Here is a 19,224-nt window from a genome sequence, read left to right as displayed (position 1 = left end):
TCATAAACTCAGTCAGGAGAGCGAACTGGCGGGCGAAGAGGCTTATCTCCGGGCTTCTGAGGATAACTTCAGACAGCAGAAGCCCTCCTCACTGCTTCTGCACGCGTCTTCCATTCTGAGCGGTGATCCTCCGAGAGCACTCCGCCCCCAACTGGACGCCCTGAGGTGCGGTCAACCTGCAGGAAACACACTCGAAGTACGCTGTTGCGCATGTCCACACCAGACTCCGAGCCGGACTCCGCAACATCCCGCGGCAACGGTGATTCAGATGACCTCGACGAACGCGACGCCAATATCCAGCCACTAGCCGGGCGTGTGATTCCCCACTCCGCAGCAGAAGACGTTTTGGGAGTGCTGACCGGCACCTTCATGGCGGCGCTGGGCCTCTACCTGCTGGAACAGTCACAAGCTGTCAGCGGGGGCACCGCCGGCCTCGCACTGCTGCTCACCTTTGGGACACCACTCGGTCTAGCGTGTTTGTTCTTCCTGGTCAACGTTCCCTTCTTCGCACTGGCGCTATGGCGGAAGGGGTGGAGATTTACTCTCCGAACCGCTCTCTCCGTAGGCGTTGTCTCTGCCTTCGCCGCCGTCTGCGAGATGTACTTGCCAGTACCAGATATCAACCCTGTCTTCGGAGTTTTCGCTGGCAACACCCTGCTCGGTGTCGCCCTCCTCATCGTCTTCCGCCACGGAAGCTCACTGGGCGGGTTCAACATATTGGCGATCATCGCTCAAGAGCAGTTCAACCTCCGGGGCGGCTATGTGCAGATGGGGCTCGACATCACCGTCATTCTGCTCGCCTTCACTGTCCTCGCCCCTGAAAACGTTTTGCTCTCCACCGCAGGCGCTGTGGTGATGAACGTTATTTTGGCTTTCAACCACAGACCCGGCCGCTACAGAGCCTGAGTAGCAAAGCGTAAGCTAAGCCACATGATCAGTGTTTTCGATCTTTTCAGTGTCGGGGTGGGCCCTTCGTCTTCTCATACGGTGGGTCCGATGCGCGCAGCGCGCCGGTTCGTCGACGAGCAGGTGGCGCCGAAGGCCGATCAACTGGCCGGGATCCAGGTAGAGCTGCTGGGATCCCTCTCCGCCACAGGGGCAGGCCACGGAACCTTCGACGCTGTCCTGCTCGGACTGGAGGGCTGGTCTGCTGATGAAATACTCCCGGAGCAGGTTGATGAGCGCAAGGCCGCCATTGAGGCATCTGGGACCGTCCAGGTGGCTGCCCAACTCGGCCATCGTGTGGATGTGACCTTGCGAGTCGAGGACTTCATTCAACGCCCGCTCACGCATCTGGAGCGGCACTCCAACGCCATGATCCTGCGCGCGGTCGATTCCCAGGACGAACTGCTCGCTGAAGAGACCTACTACTCAGTCGGTGGCGGGTTCGTCGTCGCTGAATCTGACTCTCCAGCTGCCGAGCTTGCCGAAGCCGACGCTTCAGTTCCCTACCCGTTCCGTACCTCCGCGCAGCTGATGGCGCACTGCCGAGATACAGGACTGCCCATCTCCAAGATCATGATGGCAAACGAACGGGCCCACCGCACCGAGGCCGAGATCATCGATGGGATCTGGCACCTCTGGGAAGTCATGGAGGCCTGCAAAGATTCCGCACTTGCCAGGGAGGGCCCTCTACCCGGAGGGCTGAAAGTACGGCGCCGTTCACCAGCTTGGCACGCCAAACTCTGGCGGGATGATCCCGAACGTTCCTACGCCTACTGGCAGGAGTGGGTGAACCTCGTAGCGCTGGCCGTCAATGAGGAGAACGCTTCAGGTGGCCGAGTGGTGACAGCGCCGACCAATGGAGCGGCGGGCATCATTCCGGCGGTCGGCTTCTACGCCACCCACTACGGGCCCGGCTCTACATTTGCCGATCAGGCCAACCGTCGAGAAATTGTAACCACCTACATGCTCACCGCGGCCGCGGTGGGGGTGCTGTACAAGGAGCAGGCCTCCATCTCCGGTGCGGAGGTCGGCTGTCAGGGAGAGGTCGGGTCAGCCTCCTCAATGGCTGCCGCCGGGCTGTGCGAAGTCTTAGGTGGAACCCCCACGCAGGTGGAGAACGCCGCTGAAATCGCAATGGAACACAACCTCGGGCTGACCTGCGACCCCATCTCGGGCCTCGTCCAAGTTCCCTGCATCGAGCGCAACGCGATCGGCGCGACCAAAGCAGTCAACGCCGCCCGCATGGCTCTCATGGGTGACGGTGATCACCGCGTCACGCTCGACGACGTCATCAACACGATGCGCGAGACCGGCAAGGACATGTCGCACAAGTACAAGGAGACAGCCCTCGGCGGCCTCGCGGTCAACGTCGTGGAGTGTTGAGCCTTCCCAATCAGGGGCCAGGGCTCAGCGCATGAGATCGATGAGGATCTTTCCCCGGGCTCCGCGTTGGTTGTGTTCCATGGCCTCCGGGGCTTTCTCCAGGGGGTAGATGGAGTCGATATCCACGGTGAGTCGGCCATCAGCGACTCTTTCCAGCAGACTCTCCAGGCGGGCGCCGTCGGGCCGGACCCAGACCCACCGGCCCTGCTGCTCCAGAACGGTGGGATCAGCGATCGACACGTGACGTCCACCATCGGTCAACACAGCTAGTGTCTGCTCCAGGACGCCACCAACACAGTCCACCACAGCGTCCACTCCGTCTGGGGCGAGCTCGAGGACACGGTCAGCAAGGCCGTCGCCGTAGATCACCGGCTCCACTCCAATATCACGCAGTCGCTGGTGGTTGGCTTCAGATGCAGTACCGATGACTCTGGCGCCCATCTCGAGGGCCAGCTGGGAGGCCAGGTGTCCAACTCCCCCTGAGGCCGCGTGGATCAGCACCGTGTCTTTGTCCGTCACGCTCAGTGTTTGGAGGCAGCGCAACGCGGTGAGGCCGGTCAGCGGAAGCCCTGCTGCGGCGTCGGAACCCACTGCCTCCGGAACATGCGCCACCGAGGTGGCCGGCACGGACACGTACTCGGCGTAGGTGCCACCCTGAACGAAGTCTTTCCGGGCGTAGCTGGCCACCCGGTCCCCGGGTGAAAACTCGGGCACATCAGGGCCTACCTGCTCCACTACCCCAAACACGTCCCACCCTGGGATCACCGGGAAGAAGGTGTTCATCATAGGATCCAGGGCGCCGCTCATCAGTTTCCAGTCCACGGGGTTGACCGAGGCCCGCTCCGCTCGGATCAGCACCTCGCCGGGGCCAACCTTTGGTGTGTCCACATCCGTGAGCTTCAGAGTGTTCGGGTCGCCATATTCTTGGTAAGTCATTGCACGCATACCTGGGGCAACGTCCCAAGCGGGACCAACATTCCGGCCGATAGTCTAGATCCGTGAGCTCTCCATTTTTGCGGCGCCTGAGAATGAACGACGCCGCCGCTGTCCTCGCCGGTTTTCGCGCTGATCCCGAGGAGATGAGCAGGCAAGGAGAAGTGACCGATCTTGATTCTGCGCGGAAGTACATAGGTTTCGTCACCAGCATCTCTGAGGGTAACCACGGCTTCGCGGTAGTCAGCGACGATCACTGCGTAGGGGTGGTCGGCATCAACGGCGCTACTCAGCACCGGCTTGGGTGGTTCTTCTACTGGATGCATCCCGACTTCCGCAGACTCCGGCTCGGTTCAGCTGCTGCTTCAGCGGTAGCGAATTGGGCGCTCACCGACGAGGAATCGTGAGGTGGGGGTTTCGAACGTTTAGAGCTTGGCCATCGGGTCAACAATCCCGCCTCCGGAGCCATTGCTCTTTCCGCTGGCTTTCTCCACGAAGGCACGGAACGGCGCAAGTTTCTCATCGATGGTCACCGAGTGGACGTCCTCACCTACGGTCGGCTCAACACAGATCCCCTTCCAGACCAGACACCCATGAATATGGAGGCCTAACCATCACTCCCCTGGTCCCGGGCATTCGGGCTGTGCTATTCGACCTCGACGCGACACTGCTGGATCACGACTCGGCCCGCGATGCGGCGATAAGCTCCCTTCTGCGCACCCATCACCAGCTCACCAACACTGAAGTGAATGATCTGGTGAGGCAGTGGCAGGAGATTTCAGATCTGGTCTACGAGCGCTACCTGACCGGCGAACTGACCTTCGCTGAGCAGCGGCTCCATCGCATGACGCAATTCTCAACCGAGATCCTCGACCTAGGTATTAATAGCGACGACGACGTAGATCCCACCGTGGCGGCACTGCGTACTTTTCACAGCAGCCAGTGAGGCTGTAGGCCACCCCGTTCACACCTGCCTCATGGTAGGAGACAACCCTGATGCTGACGTAGCCGGCGCTCGCGCAGCTGGTATGCACGCGGTTCTGCTTGACCGTTCCCGAGCCTCATCAGCAGAGAAAAGGGACCTGTCCACGATCAGCACATTGCATGAGCTGATCCAGCGAATTCTCGGGAAGCGCACCGTAGAGTGGACAGCATGACTTCCACTCTCGAACTCAACTCAGGTCATCGCATTCCCGTCGTCGGTTTCGGCACATCCGCTCTGGCAACTCCTGCGGCGTCAGTCGAAGCAGCGCTCAGGGCCGGATACCGCCACGTCGACACCGCGCAGATGTACCAGAATGAAGAGGGCGTGGGGCAGGGTCTCCGGGCATCTGGGAATCCCCGTGAGGAGGTGTTCATCACCACCAAACTGAACAACCAGTTCCACGAACCCGCCGATGTCCACCGCACCTTCGCAGCGTCCTTGGACCGGTTAGGCCTCGACAGGGTGGATCTGTTCCTCATCCACTGGCCGATGCCTGAGCTCGACGTGGACTACGTCGACACCTGGAAAGCCATGATCGAGCTGCGCGATTCAGGACGCGTCTCCTCCATCGGAGTATCGAATTTCCAGGAGGAGCACCTTGAGCGGATTATCGACGCGACCGACGTGGTTCCGGCAGTCAACCAGATCGAGATTCACCCCTATTTCGCCAATAACGACTTGCGCGAGTTCACCAAGTCCCAAGGGATCGCAATCGAAGCGTGGAGCCCACTTGGCAAAGGCGCTGAGCTCAGCGACCCGGTCATCGCTGAGCTCGCCGAGAGGTACGGCAAAACTCCGGCCCAGGTGCTGCTGCGCTGGCACCTGCAGCGCGGAGATATCGTCATCCCCAAAACAGATACACCGCAGCGGATGAGCGAGAACCTTGACCTCGAAGGACTTCACCTCTCCGATACTGAGATGGCCTCCATTGGGGAACTGGACAGAAACGAGAAGGTCTACGGTCCAGCACGCACGGGGAAGTCAAGGACTAGTTAGTCGCCATGGTTGCTCCACTTGTCCCTGACAGCGCACTTCATGCCAGCCTGCTGTTCGCGGTGGGATACGGCCAGACCCCTGACACGCAAGCGCCGGGGCTCTCCTCCGACATGGCAGAAAGTGTCGGAGCGATGCTCGACAACCAGGACACAACTCATCTGATTCCACTGGTCAAGGACACAGTGCGAGCCGGGCAACAGAGCCTTGACCAAAACCCTGCGCTGACAATTTCCGCTAAGAGATACGCGGAGATTCGGAGCGAGTTCATCGCCACTCACGGGATTCAATCCAGCAAAGGGAAGCAGGTGTGGCCGGTCGGCGCCACGACCATACTCAAACGCTCAGGAGGATCGTGGAACGAGGCGCTCCGCGCGGCAGGGTTCGCGACATCCACACAGCAGACACCTCAGGGCTTCGGCTCCGCCAGATTCACCCCAGACCAGTTCGACGCCGCCATACGGGCTTTCAGACACGACGCCACCACGGGCAATTACTCCACCAAACTCCAACACTATGTGGAGTGGAGGAAAGAGCTGGTGAACCAGGGACGCACCGACATCCCCTCCGGTCCCGCTATCCGAAACTTCTACGGCAGCTGGAGCGCGGCCCTCGCGACAGCGAGCAATTCTGCACCGAGCCGGTCCGACTCGCAGCGCTGAAGAGCGAGCCTGGTCACCGAATTATTCGACTTCGAAGTCGATTCGGTGCCGACCAGTCGCTGCATTCGGGATGGGGTCCTGGCGTTCGCCCGTCTGAACTTCACCATCAGCGGTGACTGCCCGCACCGATACCCAGTGCCTTCCCGGTTCCGCATCAGGAAAGACGTAACGCCACTGCCGCCACGTGTCGACGGAGACTTCGGATGCGAGGTCAGCTGATTCCCATTGGCCATCATCGACTTGCACTTCCACAGCATCGATTCCCACATGCTGCGCCCACGCCACTCCTGCGATCACCACATCCCCCGAGGGCAAGGTCTCCAAGGCACGGGGTACGTCGATCCGGGATGAGACGAGGATCGGTCCACGCTCGTCCCAGCCTCGTTCAGTCCAGTACGCAGTGTCCTGGTCGAACCGTGTGACTTCTAGCTCGACTACCCATTTGGTCGCTGAAACGTAGCCGTAAAGGCCGGGGACCACCAGGCGCGCGGGATACCCATGCTGCGCGGGCAGAGGTTCGCCGTTCATACCCACGGCCAAGAGCGAATCACGGGAATCTGTCAGAGCTTCCAAGGGAGTCGATGCTGTGAACCCGTCGGATGATCGAGACAGCACCATATCCGCCTCCGGTAACGGGTTGGCGCGCGCCAGCAGCTCCCGTACTGGGTAGCCGAGCCACGTGGCGTTTCCTAGGAGGTCCCCGCCCACTGGATTAGACACGCATGCCAGAGTGATGTGGTGTTCCTCCAAGGGCAGGGACAGCAGCTCAGACATATCGATGAGCACCTCATTCTCCACGAGACCGTGGATTCGCAGAGTCCACTCCTCGGGGTTCAGCTCTGGGACCACCAAGGCGGTGTCAATGCGGTAGAACTCGGAGTTGTCGGTGATGAACGAAGCGACTCCGTCGACTCCCACAGACGCCGAATCAGGAATAATGGCCGCGCGTACCGCGGGCGAGGGCAGGACCAGTCGGCCGACCGATGTCGCCACATCTTGGGTGAAGGTCTGAACTGAGCGTCCCAGAGTCAATGAGACGGCCGCCACGGCAGTGCCCGCTGCGGCCAAGCCAAGAAAAGCTCGGCGCGAGGCAGCCGGTGGGCGCTCATCCTCGGGGGCAGCGGATGCGCGGGGGCGGGCCGTGATCACCAAGGCAGTCAGCGCCGCAAGTCCCATACCCAAGCCGACCACGGTGGGCACAACATCCACCCACCCCGTGTCCGGGCGGCGAAGCACCACGCTGATGAATACCAGCCCGATGACGCTGAACACCGCGCCAGCGGTCTTGAGTCGGCGACCTGCCAGAATGCCAAGCAGCCCGGCAAGTAGCGCTCCACCAACCGCCATGCTGATAAACAGCACAAGCTTGTTGTTGTTCCCGAATGTGGAGATGGCGAAATCCTGCAGCGCAGGAGGCGAGAGCTCAATGATGGTGTTCCCCAACGCCACGAGAGGGGAAGCTGAGGGAGCAAAAAACCTTGCCAAAATGTCCGCAAGACCAAGAAACACCGCAGTGGCGACGATACCGGCCACCGCGCATCGGATAATGGTGGGCAGTCGGTGAGGTGTCAGGTCAGTGGGGCTCATGATCAGTGTTCGGAGCCATGCCGCGCGGTGGATGGGACATTAGAGTTCGGCGACGATAATGGGGTCATCTGTTGGCTGGGGAGAACCGCCCGAAGGCTCGATCGTCACACCGAAGGCGACGCCCTCCACTAGGTCAACGGAGTCCAACATTTCAGAGCTTTCACCGCTCATCAGGCCGAGGCTTTGTGGTCCCTCTTCATCGATGAGCCACATCTGCATCGACTCATCTGCAGAAGGTGACGGGACGTCGTGAGGCACGATGTGGATCATCCTCGCATCCATCGAATACGTGACCGTGACGCTGCCCCCGGCTGCGGATTCGACGTGGGCTGCCGAAAGATCGGGCGCTCCGAGCAGTAGCTCCATCTTCTCGCGCTCCTGCTCAGCTGCGGTCAGGGACTGTTCGACCTCCTGAGCCTGCTGCATCTGGTTGAAGAGCATGGTGCCCAGAACGGCGGCGACGATCACCAGCGTTGAGGCCGCCAAAGCGAACACCGCCTGAGTCATCCGCGCACGACGTGATGGTGCTGCATCGGGTGTTGATGGAGATGGTTCGGCTTCCGGCGGGTCCGGTTCGCCTTCGGGGTTAGCTGCCTTACTCGGAATATTCAGGATCGCTGCTTCGACGTCGGGGCTGGGCTCGATGGGCTCATCTGATTCCGAAATCAGCGCGATCGTGTCTGAAAATGCTGCGACTTCTTTACGGAACTCTGGGTCAGACTCGTTGAGGGAGTGTGCAAGCTCAAGCTCTTCTGGGGCGAGGCCACCGAGCACATAGCCGGCCGCGAGATACTCGTGATCAGCGTGCATCATTCACCTCCAACTGCGCTCTGAGACGTTTCATACCGTCGCGTATTCTGGATTTGATGGTTCCCAGCGGGGTGTCCAACGCAGTGGCTATCTGGCTGTGGGATAAGTCCTGATAGTAGGCCATCGCAATGGCCGTGGCTTGCTCGGCGGGTAGCTGCCGCAGTGCCGTATTGAGTCGGATGGACTCCACGTGATTCAGAGCCTCGGTCTGAATGTCTGGCTCGACCTCATGGACCTGCTTGACACCTTCGGTGAAGTCCCGATCCTGCTGGGCTTGGACGGACCGAACCCGGTCAATGGCTCTGCGACGGCACATAGTGGTCAACCACGCTCGACCGGATCCTGCATCGGGCCGGAACGAATCGGCCCTGGTCCAGACTTCGAAAAAGACGTCCTGCAAGACCTCTTCTGCAAGGGACCTGTTCCGGACAAGACGGAAGATTGTCGCCAGCAGAATGCTGCCGTGCTGCCGGTACAGGGTTTCGAAAGCCTGTTCGTCATGGTGCTGAATCCTTACAAGCAATGCGCCGCAGGCATCCATTGCTGTACCCGGCTGCGGGGAATCGCCGAGGCGCTCCTCAGCCGGTTTGAATCTGGACACTACTCCAGCTTGCCATGGACTTGGTCTAATCACGAGTTGCGCTGACCCCGCGAGCCTAGTGTCGTCATCGATGGGGGAAAAGGACGATGGCGGCGCCCGACGGGCCTCAATGGGCTGTCGAGGCGCCGCCATCGTGTGCGCGCCATGGGCATGGGCGCGTTGCGGCTCCACCTACAGAGTGGGAGGGGGTTTTTACTCCTCGGCGGCCGCTGGCATCAGGACACCGTCGATCATGTAGACCACGGCGTTGTCGGTCTGAACGCCACCGCAGACGAGACCTGCCTCGTCAAACATCAGATCTTCACCTTCTCCGGTGATCGTCACAGTAGCGCCGTTGACTGTCTCATGCTCGCCTTCGATCTCGTCAGGGCTCAGCTGTCCCGGGATCACGTGGTAGGTCAGAACATCAGCGAGGGCGTCGGCGTCCTCGGCCAAGGCGTTCAGGTCCTCTTCTGGGACCTCACCGAAGGCATCATCTGTCGGCGCCAGAACAGTGAACTCGTCGCTGTTGAGGGTGTCCACCAGGTCAACATCAGGGTTCAGCTCTCCGGAGACCGCGCTGGTCAGTGTGGTGAGCATTGGGTTGTTGGAAGCAGCGGTAGCTACTGGATCCTGGGCCATGCCGTCGACAGAGCCGTCACCCTCAGGAACCTGTTCTGCGTAGTCCTCACAGGCTGCACCCACTAGGTTCGCGGCGGGATCCATGTCCTCGTCGGAGTCTTCGTCCATGTCCTCATCCATGTCGTCGGACTCGTCCATGTCTTCAGCATCGTCATCCATGGCGTCATCCTGGGCCATGTCTTCTTCGGTCATGGCATCCTGATCGGTCTCAGGTGCCTCATCGTCGGCGCCGCCGCAGGCTGTTAAGCCCAGCAATGCGATAGTGCCGATGCCAAGGAATTTGCTTGCTGTGCGCATTTCGGTCTTCATGACTGAAATCTCCTATCGAACTGTGTTGTGGGACAGGATCCGATCTCTTTGGTGTGATCGACCTGCGTACTATCAGTTCGGCGCCGCGGACGTATCGGATGGGAAGAATTTCGGATTTCTTTTTCCAGGCCCTGAGGACCAGACAAAAGGTGTCCCTTTATGTCACAGTAAAGCGTCCAACGCTGAGGTCTCGTGGCGTTGTGCGTGAATCACCTGTCACCGCATTTATCTACTGAGTGAGGAACCCGATGGCCGCAGCACCCGCCGCTTCCGAAGCCTCCAAGGTCAATTGGCATGTTTTCACCATCTCCGCAGCAATCATCGTGGCGTTCACGGCCTGGGCGGCCGCAGCTCCGGACTCCGCCTACGAAGTATTAGAGGGCGCCTTCACCTGGATCAGCGGCAGTTTGGGGTGGTATTTCATCCTCACCGCCGCAATCGTCGTCGTCTTTGTGCTTGTGATCGCTTTCACCCGGTCGGGGCGAATCAAGTTGGGGCCCGATCATTCCAAGCCGCGGTTCAACCTCTTTACCTGGACCGCCATGCTCTTTGCGGCGGGCATCGGGGTGGACCTGATGTTCTTCGCCGTGGTCGGACCGGCCACCAACCTCCGCGTGGGCCCGGGGGCTGCGGATGGCACGCTGCAGGCCGCAGAAGAGGCCGCGCTGTGGACCATGTTCCACTACGGGATTCCCGGATGGGCCATGTACGCCCTGATGGGAATGGCTTTCGGACTCTTCGCCTACCGTTACCACCTTCCACTGAGCATCCGCAGCGCCCTGCTGCCGATCATCGGGCGCAGGGCCCGCGGCAGGACAGGGGACATCGTCGAAACTGGGGCTGTGATCGGAACGGTCTTCGGCATCGCCACCAGCCTGGGAATCGGCGTGGTCTTCCTCAGCTTCGGTATCGGTTGGATTTTCGACATTGAGGCCGGCACGGGCATACAGGCAGCGCTGATCATTCTTGCCGCTGTGGTGGTGACCTTCTCCACTGTCTCCGGTGTGGACAAAGGCATTCGCCGCCTCGCTGAGCTCAATGTACTCGTGGCCATTCTGCTCATGATCTACGTTTTGGTCTCCGGTGAGACGGTCCAGTTGCTCAACGCTCTGGTGAAGAACTTCGGAGACTTCGTCGCTCTGTTCCCGGGGATGCTCACCGAGACCTTCGCCTATGACACATCAGAGGCCTGGCTCGACGAAGGCTGGGTCGAATGGTGGACCATATTCTTCTGGGCATGGTGGATGGCCTGGGCGCCGTTCGTCGGACTGTTCCTGGCGCGCATCTCCAGGGGACGCACCCTCCGGCAGTTCATTGTTGGGGTGCTGGTCGTTCCGTTCGCCTTCATCGCCGTGTGGATCTCAATCTTCGGCAATGCCACAGTCTCCCGGATTATGGGCGGGGACACAGAGTTCGCAGAACAAGCTGAAGACTTTGAGGGCTCAGGCTACTTCGCACTGATGGCTGAATACCCCGGTGCGTCCTTCATCATCGGAGTCTCCGTGCTGGTCGGGCTGCTCTTCTACGTCACCAGCGCCGATTCAGGTGCCCTGGTGCTAGCGAATTTCACCTCCAAAACCCAGGACACCACCTCAGACGGGCCCCCGTGGCTGCGCATCGTCTGGAGCTTCATCATCGGCGGGCTCACCCTGGTGATGCTGCTGCTGGACGGCATTTACACCTTGCAGATGGCCACCGTGATCGTCGGACTGCCGCTGTCGATCATCCTCTACCTCCTGATGGCGGGCGTGTGGAGAGCCTTGCGCATGGAGAGCTATGCGGCCGAATCACGCGAGTCCACACTGTCCTCCGCGCTCTCCGAACGCATTGTGGAAGGTGGAGAAGGTGCCCGTGGTCAGTGGCGCCGCCGCCTGGCCCGGCACATGCACTATCCGGACGAGGCTGAAGTCACCAAGTTCATGAACAGTGTTGCCACGCCTGCCGTTGAAGAGGTGGCCGCCGAGCTGGAGAAGCAGGGCGCCCAAGTCAGTTGCAGCCGGGGAACTGTTCCAGGGACCGATATTCCACATACGGATCTTCATGTGTTCTTCGGAGACAGAGCTGAGTTCAAATATCAGGTGTACCCGATCGCCTACTCGGTGCCCAGCTTTGCTCCAAGGCTCAGGACTCGTGACGAAACTTACTACCAGGTGGAAATCTTCTCAGCGACCGGATCGTTGGGACACGATGTGTTCGGATACTCCCAGGAACAGATCATCACCGATGTCATCGACTCCTATGAGCGGCATCTGGCGGTGCTCACGATGAATGAAGAGGCCGGCAGCCCTGTCACTATGGAGGTGGGACAAGTTCCCGACGATTGGGATCACGACCGCACCCGCGCTGGAGAGATCACCAGGCCCACTGAAGGAGACTCATGACCCATCACACGACCACACAACAGGCGTCCACGCTGTTCATCAACGGCGCTTGGGTTCCCAGCCAGAGCGGAGAGACTAGGCTGACCAGCTGTCCAGCTGACGGCAGCGAGGTCGGCGTTGTCTCCGAAGCTGGGGAAGAGGACACCTTGGCAGCGATCGCTGCCGCCAGGGAGGCATTCGAATCCCGAGTGTGGGCTGACACTCCGGCCGGCGAGCGGGGCGACTTCCTGCTGAAGGTCGCGGCACAGCTCACCGAACGCAAAGCTGAGTTCGCCCGCGCTGAAGCTCTCGACACTGGTAAGCGGCTCGTCGAAGCCGAGATCGACATGGACGACATCATCNTCTCGACACTGGTAAGCGGCTCGTCGAAGCCGAGATCGACATGGACGACATCATCGCCTGCTTCACACACTTCGCGAAGCTCGCTGACGCCGATGCCGGCCGAAAAGTCGACGCCGGAGACCCGACTGTGCGTTCCCAAGTGGTCTACGAACCCGTGGGGGTCTGCGGGATGATCACGCCCTGGAACTTCCCCCTGCTGCAGGCCGCCTGGAAGCTGGCTCCCGCTCTCGCGGCCGGCAACTCTCTGGTCCTGAAGCCGGCGGAGCTGACTCCGCACACCGGGATCCTCATCATGGACGTCTTTGACTCCTTGGGGCTGCCACCCGGTGTGGCAAATCTGGTCACCGGCGCGGGAGCGACTGCGGGCGCGCCACTGTCTTCACACCCTGATGTGGATCTGATCTCCTTCACCGGCGGAGTGGTCACTGGCCGCAAAATCGCGGCCGCAGCCTCGGAAACCGTGAAGAAGATCGCTTTGGAGCTCGGCGGAAAAAACCCGAATGTGGTGTTCGCCGACGCGGACTTCGATGCCGCCGTCGACAATGCGCTCAATGCCGGATTCACTGACTCAGGGCAGGTTTGTTCTGCTGGTGTGAGGCTCATTGTGGAGGAATCCATCAAGACTCGGTTCGTCGACGAACTGGTCCGCAGGGCAGAACACATCCGCATGGGTGGACCCTTTGACGAGAGCGCAGAAACCGGTCCGCTGATCTCCGCTGAACACCGCGACAAGGTCCACGCCTATGTGGAGAAAAGCATCAGCGAAGGCTGCACCCTGCGCACCGGTGGTCACTTCGGTGGACCCGAGCATGAGAAGGGGTACTTCTACGCACCTACCGTGCTCGACGACGTCTCACGCGGTATGCACGCCGTCACTGAAGAGTCTTTCGGCCCAGTGATTACGGTCGAGACTTTCACGACGGAGAAAGAAGCCATCGAAACAGCCAACGACACCATCTACGGTTTGGCAGGAGCTGTCTGGACCTCCGACGCGGGCACAGCGCACAGGGTCTCCTCTCGCCTGCGCCACGGCACAATTTGGATCAATGACTACCACCCTTACCTGCCTCAGGCCGAGTGGGGCGGTTTCAAGCAGTCCGGCATCGGCCGTGAGCTGGGAATCATGGGCTTCGAGGAGTATCGCGAGGCGAAACACATCTACGAAAACACCGAACCCGCCGTCACCGGCTGGTTCAGCATGCCTGAGAAATAAGGAGATCCCTTGCAGAACAGCACTTTCGACTACCTCGTCATCGGCGGCGGCTCCGGTGGGGCCGCCGTGGCTGCACGCCTCTCAGAAGACCCCAACGTCAGCGTCGCCCTGCTTGAAGCAGGGCCAACGGATGCTGACAAGGACGAAATCCTGCAGCTGAACCGGTGGATGGAACTGCTGGAGTCTGGCTATGACTGGGACTACCCGATTGAGCCGCAGGAGAAAGGCAACTCGTTTATGCGTCAGGCCCGGGCCAAAGTGCTCGGGGGCTGTTCCTCACATAATTCCTGCATTGCTTTCTGGGCACTGCGCGAGGATATGGACGAGTGGGAAGCTATGGGCGCGACCGGGTGGAATGCCCAGAGCACCTATCCCTTGTTCAAACAGCTGGAGACGAACGACGCCCCCGGTGATCATCACGGACGCAGCGGCCCGGTGCATCTGATGACCATCCCGCCCCACGACCCCTGCGGGGTGGCGCTGCTGGATGCCTGCGAACAACAGGGCATCCCCAGGGTTCAGTTCAACACCGGCGAGACCGTCCTACAGGGTGCAAACTTCTTCCAGATCAACCGGAAGGAGGACGGCACCAGGTCCTCGTCCTCGGTGGCCTATCTGCACCCGATTCTTGACCGTGAGAACCTCACGATTCTGACCGACACATGGGTCCGTGAAATCGTGTTCGAAGGTGATAGCGCCGTCGGCGTAGACGTGGTGGACAATGCGTTCGGCCGTGCGCGCCGCATCCGTGCCGATCGGGAGATCATCCTCTCCGCTGGAGCTGTCGACTCCCCCAAGCTGCTCATGCTCTCCGGGATCGGGCCGGCAGCCCATCTGGCCGAGCATGGCATCGATGTCCGTGTGGACTCTCCCGGGGTAGGTGAGCATCTGCAGGACCACCCTGAAGCAGTCATCGCCTGGGACGCTAAGAAGCCGATGGTCGAAGACTCCTACCAGTGGTGGGAGATCGGTATCTTCGCTCCGACCAAAGAGGGACTAGACCGTCCAGACCTGATGATGCACTACGGTTCCGTGCCCTTTGACATGCATACGCTGCGCCACGGCTACCCGACCTCAGACAACACCTTCTGTCTGACCCCGAACGTGACGCACGCTAAGTCCCGTGGCACCGTCCGGCTGCGTTCCAGGGACTACCGGGACAAGCCCCGCCTTGATCCTCGGTACTTCACGGATCCGGAGGGTCACGATATGCGCGTCGCGGTGGAAGGCATAAAGTTGGCCCGGCAGATCGTGGCTCAACCAGCCATGGCTGAATGGGCTGGCGAGGAGCTTTTCCCCGGTAAAGACGTCCAATCAGATGAGGATCTGGCCGACTACGTCACCCGAACTCACAACACCGTCTACCACCCGGCCGGCTCGGTGCGGATGGGAGCCGATGATGATGAGATGTCACCCTTGGATGCGCAGCTGCGCGTCAAAGGGGTGAAAGGACTGCGGGTGGCCGACGCCTCCGTGATGCCCGAGTTGACCACGGTCAATCCGAACATCACCACCATGATGATCGGTGAGCGGTGTGCCCAGCTCATTCGCGAGGGCAGCGCCTGAGGCCCTTCTGATCAGCGGAAGCGGTCGGGGATCGTGCCGTATTTCAGAGCGCTCCAGAAGTCCCCGCGGACATAGCGGTGTTCCGGGTCCGGGGTCAGGTCCCAATGCCGGGTCTTGCCCCGGGCCAGGGCGCTGCTGACGAGCTGGCGGCGTCGTTGGCTGGTCCTGATTTGTTCGTCCAATTCATTCATGTCGTAGCGCGATAGCAGCGCTGCACGTAGGCCCTCCACCAGCTGTGACTGCGCGGGTACCGCTGCGAGGTTTTCCAGTTCCTGCGGATCGGCCCCAAGGTCGAAGAGCTGATCGGGATCCCCTGGACAGATGACGAGCTTGTACCGGCCGCGCACCAGTGTCAGTTGGGGAGCGTAGGTCCCCTCGGCCAAATATTCGATGAACACATCGCGGTCCTCGGGCTCGACTTGGCCTGACTGTTCCCTGCGGATTGATTCCAGCAGAGATACCCCCGAAGCGTCCTCCACAGGTTCTCCGGGTTTGGCAGCGCCCGAGATCTCCAGCAGAGTCGGCATCAGGTCGATGAGCGAGACCGGGTTGGAGAAGCGCCCGCGTGGGACCGACTCCGGTGGTCCCGTGATGATGAGCGGGACTCGGGAGGACTGCTCATAGGGGGACATCTTGTACCAGAGTCCCTTCTCCCCGAGCATGTCACCGTGATCGCTGGTGACGATGATGATGGTGTTCTCCATGAGGTCAAGCTCTTCCAGGCGCCGACGAATGCGCCCAATGCAATCGTCGATGTAGCTGACTGCGGCGTAGTAGGCGCGCCGAGTGCGGTTGATCTGTGCGGCGTCGGGCGTGCGCTGGTCGAATCCGCTCATGGTCCGCAGCCGGTGCGTGTGCGGGTCTTGATCGGGGTGCGGCGGGTCAGGGTGCTCAGGGCCAGGGATGTCCACATTCTCAAAGCGATCCCAGTGTTGGCGGGGCGGCTCATAGGGATCGTGAGGATGGATGAAGCTGCTCACCATCAGGAAGGGGATCTGCTGGCCTGCCGCCTGGTTCGCGCGAACCCTGTCATTGAGATGCCGGAGGCTGCGCCAACTCACTTCATCGTCGAAGTCCTGCTGCACAGAGGCCTGTGAGACACCAGCAGCAAAGACGGCCTCTGCATCGTGATACCACTGCAGGCGCTCAGCCAGTGGTCGCTCCCAGTCGGGCACCATATCCAAATCGGCCGGGTAGACGTCTGTCGTGAGGCGTTCCTCGAAGCCGTGGTGCTGATCGGGTCCGATGAAGTGCATCCGGCCTATCAGCGCGGTGTGATACCCCTCTTGGCGAAGCCGATGAGCGAATGTGGGGACCGAGGCTGGGAAGTCGTCACCGTTGTCGCAGCAGTCGATCTCGGAGGGCATTCGTCCGGTCATCATAGAAGCGCGGGAGGGCGCGCACAAGGGCGTATTGCAGTACGCTCGCTCGAAGAGCGCTCCCCGCTCGGCGAGTTGGTCGATCTCGGGGGTGTCAGCTGCGGTATCACCGTAGGCGCCGAGGGCCTGGGCGGCCATCTGATCTGCCTGGATCACCACAATATTGGGGCGAGTCATGAGATGTTGGGTACCTTTCTCGAGAAGTGATGAAGGAGCTGTGGAATGTCGTCGTGCTGCGGGCCATCACGTGGTTCCGGCCCATTGGGAGGCCACGCGTCAGCTGTTGAGCGTCAGGTTCTGCGCCGTTTGGCCAGTGCTGCCAGCACAGAGCTCGCGCTGGTGGGTCTGGCGGGTGGACGTTTCCGTATGGGCAGTGAGGACCCTCTGGCGTATCCTGACGACGGCGAGGGTCCGGTCAGATGGGTCGAAGTGGCCCCGTTCGCCATCTCCGCTACGGCGGTGACGGTCGCGGAGTTCGCCGCGTTCGTCCTGGAGACTGGATACCGGACCGAGGCTGAGGTTCACGGGAACTCCCTGGTCTTCAGCGGTCTGCTTTCTGAGCACACAAGGAAGTCCTCGCCGTCCGTTGCCGCCACTCCCTGGTGGCACCAGGTCACCGGAGCGTCCTGGTTCAACCCTGCGGGGCCGGACAGCGATGACCTGCTGGAGCCCAACCACCCTGTCACCCACGTCTCCCACCAGGACGCTGTTGCCTATGCCGATTGGGTTGGTGCGCGACTGCCGGAGGAACCCGAATGGGAGTTCGCCGCCCGGGGTGGGCTGGATCAACAGCCTTATCCCTGGGGCGGGATACGTGAACCGGACGGAAAACCCCGAATGAACACGTTCCAAGGGGATTTTCCTCACCGACCATGTGGACCAGTGGGCCCACAGGCAGTGGATGCGCACTCCCCCAATGGATACGGTCTGCACAATATGACCGGAAACGTCTGGGAGTGGACCACCGGGAACTTCGCACCTGGTGACCATCGCCCTGTGATGCGGGGCGGGTCCTATCTCTGCCACGAGTCCTACTGCCGCCGCTACCGCACCTCGGCGAGGAGCACGGCAACAGCCGACACCTCGCTGGGTCACACGGGTTTCCGCCTGGCGCTGAGCACTGAGTAACAACGGTTCAGGTGGTCGGCTTGCCATCCGGGGAGTCGCTTGTTCTCTCTGCCTCACCCACAGTGCCGATCTCCCCGGTTTCCGGGTTGTAGTGGTCTTCCCACTCCCCGGTGTCGAAGTTGTAGCCCACGGGTTCTCCGTCGGCGTTGGTGCGTTGGTACCACTCGGTGTAATCAGAGTGCGATGAATCGACATCCGCGCCTGCGCCGTCATCGGGTTCGGTCTCCACAATGCCGAGAGCAAAGTTATCGCCGTACTGCTCGACACCTCGCAGTACCGCATTGCTGACCGCGGTGTCTGCATATTTGTGCCTCAGTGTGAGCGGATCGGTGCGCAGTTCTTTGAACCACGCAACGATGATCAGCAGCATGATGATCGCAAATGGAACGGCGGTGATGATCACCAGTTGCTGCAGCCCTTCAAGTGCCACCGCGTCGCCCAGCAGGAGCATGACCACGGCGATTCCGGTCATGACCAGACCCCAGAAGACGACGACGCCGACTTTGGGGGACTGGCTGCCGCGCGAGCTCAGGATGCCCATCACCGTCGATGCTGAGTCGAGAGCAGTGATCGCGAAGACTGCCAGAACCGCGATCGCAGCGAAGGGCACCCATGTGGCCAGAGCCGGAATGTTCTCCACAATGGCGAAGAACACCTCAGGTGCGGCCATGTCTGCACTGAAGCCCTCATAGCCTTCGCTGTACATCCACATGGCGGTGCCTCCCATCACCCCGTAGGAGACGATCAGCAGGATAGTGGGGATGATGGTGACCCCAAGGATGAACTGGCGGATGGTCCGGCCGCGGGAAATACGGGCGATGAAGATCCCGACGAAAGGCGACCAGGAAATCCACCAGGCCCAGTAGTAGACCGTCCACCAGGATTGGAACTCCTGGGTCTCCTCACCCCAGGATGCGGAGCGGGACATCATGTCGAACATATTGCCTATGTACTGCATCAGCCCCGAAGGCACAAGGTTGGCGAGGAAGAGCGTGGGCCCGGCGATGAAGATGATGCCTACGATGCCTAGGGTCATGACGATGTTGACATTGGACAGGTACCGAATGCCGCGCGTAACCCCGGAGACTGCCGAGATGATGAATCCCACTGTCAGCAGCGCCATAATGACGATCAGAGCGGTATTGCCCAGGTCGTCCCAGCCGGCCACGATCGTCACCCCTTGGCCCACCTGCATGGCCGCGATGCCCACCGTTGCGGCAGTACCGAACAGGGTGGCGATGATCGCGAAGATGTCGATGAGTTGACCGGCCAGGCCTTCGGAGTGTTTCTTGCCGAAGAGTGTCCTGAAGATGGAGGACATCAGCAGCACGGGGTGTTGGCGGAACTCGTTGAGAACGATTGCGAAACTCGGCGTTGATTGTTACG

The 19,224-nt window shown here is 60.9% G+C and carries 18 protein-coding genes and 1 pseudogene; 12 read left to right on the top strand and 7 right to left on the bottom strand.

All coding sequences use genetic code 11. The annotated features are described in order from the left end of the window. The first annotated feature begins 210 nt into the window (after positions 1 to 210). On the top strand, positions 211 to 906 hold the full coding sequence (locus FEF26_RS04520; protein ID WP_138252347.1) for a YitT family protein: 696 nt from the start codon (positions 211 to 213) through the stop codon (positions 904 to 906). Positions 907 to 930: 24 nt separating this feature from the next. Then, positions 931 to 2,328 carry an L-serine ammonia-lyase gene (locus FEF26_RS04515; protein WP_138252346.1) on the top strand — a complete coding sequence of 466 codons (1,398 nt, stop codon included), beginning with the start codon at positions 931 to 933 and terminating at the stop codon, positions 2,326 to 2,328. 24 nt (positions 2,329 to 2,352) lie between these two features. Here the strand turns inward: FEF26_RS04515 and FEF26_RS04510 are convergent, their stop codons facing one another. After that, positions 2,353 to 3,264, bottom strand: coding sequence for an NADP-dependent oxidoreductase (locus FEF26_RS04510; protein ID WP_138252345.1), 912 nt, complete (start codon positions 3,262 to 3,264; stop codon positions 2,353 to 2,355). Positions 3,265 to 3,326: 62 nt separating this feature from the next. Here FEF26_RS04510 and FEF26_RS15890 point away from each other — a divergent pair, with 62 nt between their 5' ends. From FEF26_RS15890 to FEF26_RS04485, 5 genes are all read left to right on the top strand, one after another. Beyond that, a complete protein-coding gene (locus FEF26_RS15890; RefSeq protein ID WP_208012843.1) occupies positions 3,327 to 3,668 on the top strand; it encodes a GNAT family N-acetyltransferase in 342 nt (113 codons plus the stop codon). A gap of 236 nt (positions 3,669 to 3,904) precedes the next feature. Next, positions 3,905 to 4,207, top strand: a complete 303-nt coding sequence (locus FEF26_RS04500) for an HAD family hydrolase (RefSeq protein WP_138252344.1) — start codon at positions 3,905 to 3,907, stop codon at positions 4,205 to 4,207. Positions 4,208 to 4,238: 31 nt separating this feature from the next. Then, positions 4,239 to 4,418, top strand: coding sequence for an HAD hydrolase-like protein (locus FEF26_RS16375; protein ID WP_424991724.1), 180 nt, complete (start codon positions 4,239 to 4,241; stop codon positions 4,416 to 4,418). Further along, the gene (locus FEF26_RS04490) at positions 4,415 to 5,242 is read left to right on the top strand and encodes an aldo/keto reductase (protein WP_138252343.1); all 828 of its coding nucleotides are present in this window, start codon (positions 4,415 to 4,417) and stop codon (positions 5,240 to 5,242) included. Before FEF26_RS16375 ends, FEF26_RS04490 begins: the two co-directional genes overlap by 4 nt. Positions 5,243 to 5,247: 5 nt before the next feature. Further along, positions 5,248 to 5,901: a hypothetical protein gene (locus tag FEF26_RS04485; RefSeq protein ID WP_138252342.1), complete on the top strand. Its 654-nt coding sequence runs from the start codon at positions 5,248 to 5,250 to the stop codon at positions 5,899 to 5,901. A 21-nt stretch (positions 5,902 to 5,922) separates the two neighbouring features. On the opposite strand, the gene FEF26_RS04480 is transcribed toward FEF26_RS04485, so the two are convergent. The 4 genes from FEF26_RS04480 to FEF26_RS04465 all read right to left on the bottom strand — a co-directional run bounded on the left by FEF26_RS04480 (position 5,923) and on the right by FEF26_RS04465 (position 9,829). Next, positions 5,923 to 7,488, bottom strand: a complete 1,566-nt coding sequence (locus tag FEF26_RS04480; protein WP_138252341.1) for a molybdopterin-dependent oxidoreductase — start codon at positions 7,486 to 7,488, stop codon at positions 5,923 to 5,925. A gap of 39 nt (positions 7,489 to 7,527) precedes the next feature. Beyond that, complete coding sequence (locus tag FEF26_RS04475) at positions 7,528 to 8,301, bottom strand: anti-sigma factor (protein WP_138252340.1); 774 nt, start codon at positions 8,299 to 8,301, stop codon at positions 7,528 to 7,530. Next, positions 8,288 to 8,899 (bottom strand): sigma-70 family RNA polymerase sigma factor, encoded by a 612-nt coding sequence (locus tag FEF26_RS04470; protein ID WP_243730409.1) that lies wholly within the window; start codon positions 8,897 to 8,899, stop codon positions 8,288 to 8,290. Before FEF26_RS04470 ends, FEF26_RS04475 begins: the two co-directional genes overlap by 14 nt. A gap of 192 nt (positions 8,900 to 9,091) precedes the next feature. Then, on the bottom strand, positions 9,092 to 9,829 hold the full coding sequence (locus tag FEF26_RS04465) for a fasciclin domain-containing protein (protein ID WP_208012842.1): 738 nt from the start codon (positions 9,827 to 9,829) through the stop codon (positions 9,092 to 9,094). A 248-nt stretch (positions 9,830 to 10,077) separates the two neighbouring features. On the opposite strand from FEF26_RS04465, the gene betT reads away from it, so the two are divergent. The 4 genes and pseudogenes from betT to FEF26_RS04450 all read left to right on the top strand — a co-directional run bounded on the left by betT (position 10,078) and on the right by FEF26_RS04450 (position 15,331). Beyond that, positions 10,078 to 12,210 (top strand): choline BCCT transporter BetT, encoded by a 2,133-nt coding sequence (betT, locus tag FEF26_RS04460; RefSeq protein WP_138252339.1) that lies wholly within the window; start codon positions 10,078 to 10,080, stop codon positions 12,208 to 12,210. After that, positions 12,207 to 12,500: pseudogene (locus tag FEF26_RS16370) on the top strand (aldehyde dehydrogenase family protein); the annotation flags it as partial. The gene betT and the pseudogene FEF26_RS16370, both read left to right, overlap by 4 nt. A gap of 92 nt (positions 12,501 to 12,592) precedes the next feature. Further along, the gene (locus FEF26_RS04455; protein ID WP_424991723.1) at positions 12,593 to 13,765 is read left to right on the top strand and encodes an aldehyde dehydrogenase family protein; all 1,173 of its coding nucleotides are present in this window, start codon (positions 12,593 to 12,595) and stop codon (positions 13,763 to 13,765) included. Between the two features lie 9 nt (positions 13,766 to 13,774). Then, entirely contained in the window at positions 13,775 to 15,331 is a 1,557-nt protein-coding gene (locus FEF26_RS04450; protein WP_138252338.1) for a GMC family oxidoreductase, read from the top strand. Between the two features lie 11 nt (positions 15,332 to 15,342). Here the strand turns inward: FEF26_RS04450 and betC are convergent, their stop codons facing one another. Beyond that, complete coding sequence (betC, locus tag FEF26_RS04445) at positions 15,343 to 16,887, bottom strand: choline-sulfatase (protein WP_138252337.1); 1,545 nt, start codon at positions 16,885 to 16,887, stop codon at positions 15,343 to 15,345. Between the two features lie 45 nt (positions 16,888 to 16,932). Between betC and FEF26_RS04440 the strand changes: the two genes are divergently transcribed. Then, entirely contained in the window at positions 16,933 to 17,838 is a 906-nt protein-coding gene (locus FEF26_RS04440) for a formylglycine-generating enzyme family protein (RefSeq protein WP_138252336.1), read from the top strand. A gap of 7 nt (positions 17,839 to 17,845) precedes the next feature. Here the strand turns inward: FEF26_RS04440 and FEF26_RS04435 are convergent, their stop codons facing one another. Beyond that, positions 17,846 to 19,198: a BCCT family transporter gene (locus FEF26_RS04435; RefSeq protein WP_279536474.1), complete on the bottom strand. Its 1,353-nt coding sequence runs from the start codon at positions 19,196 to 19,198 to the stop codon at positions 17,846 to 17,848. Positions 19,199 to 19,224: the final 26 nt, after the last annotated feature.

The organism is Nesterenkonia salmonea (assembly GCF_005771525.1).
Taxonomy (GTDB): Bacteria; Actinomycetota; Actinomycetes; order Actinomycetales; family Micrococcaceae; genus Nesterenkonia; species Nesterenkonia salmonea.
The sequence above is the reverse complement of the archived record's forward strand: the minus strand, read 5'-3'. Positions and strand labels throughout refer to the sequence as shown.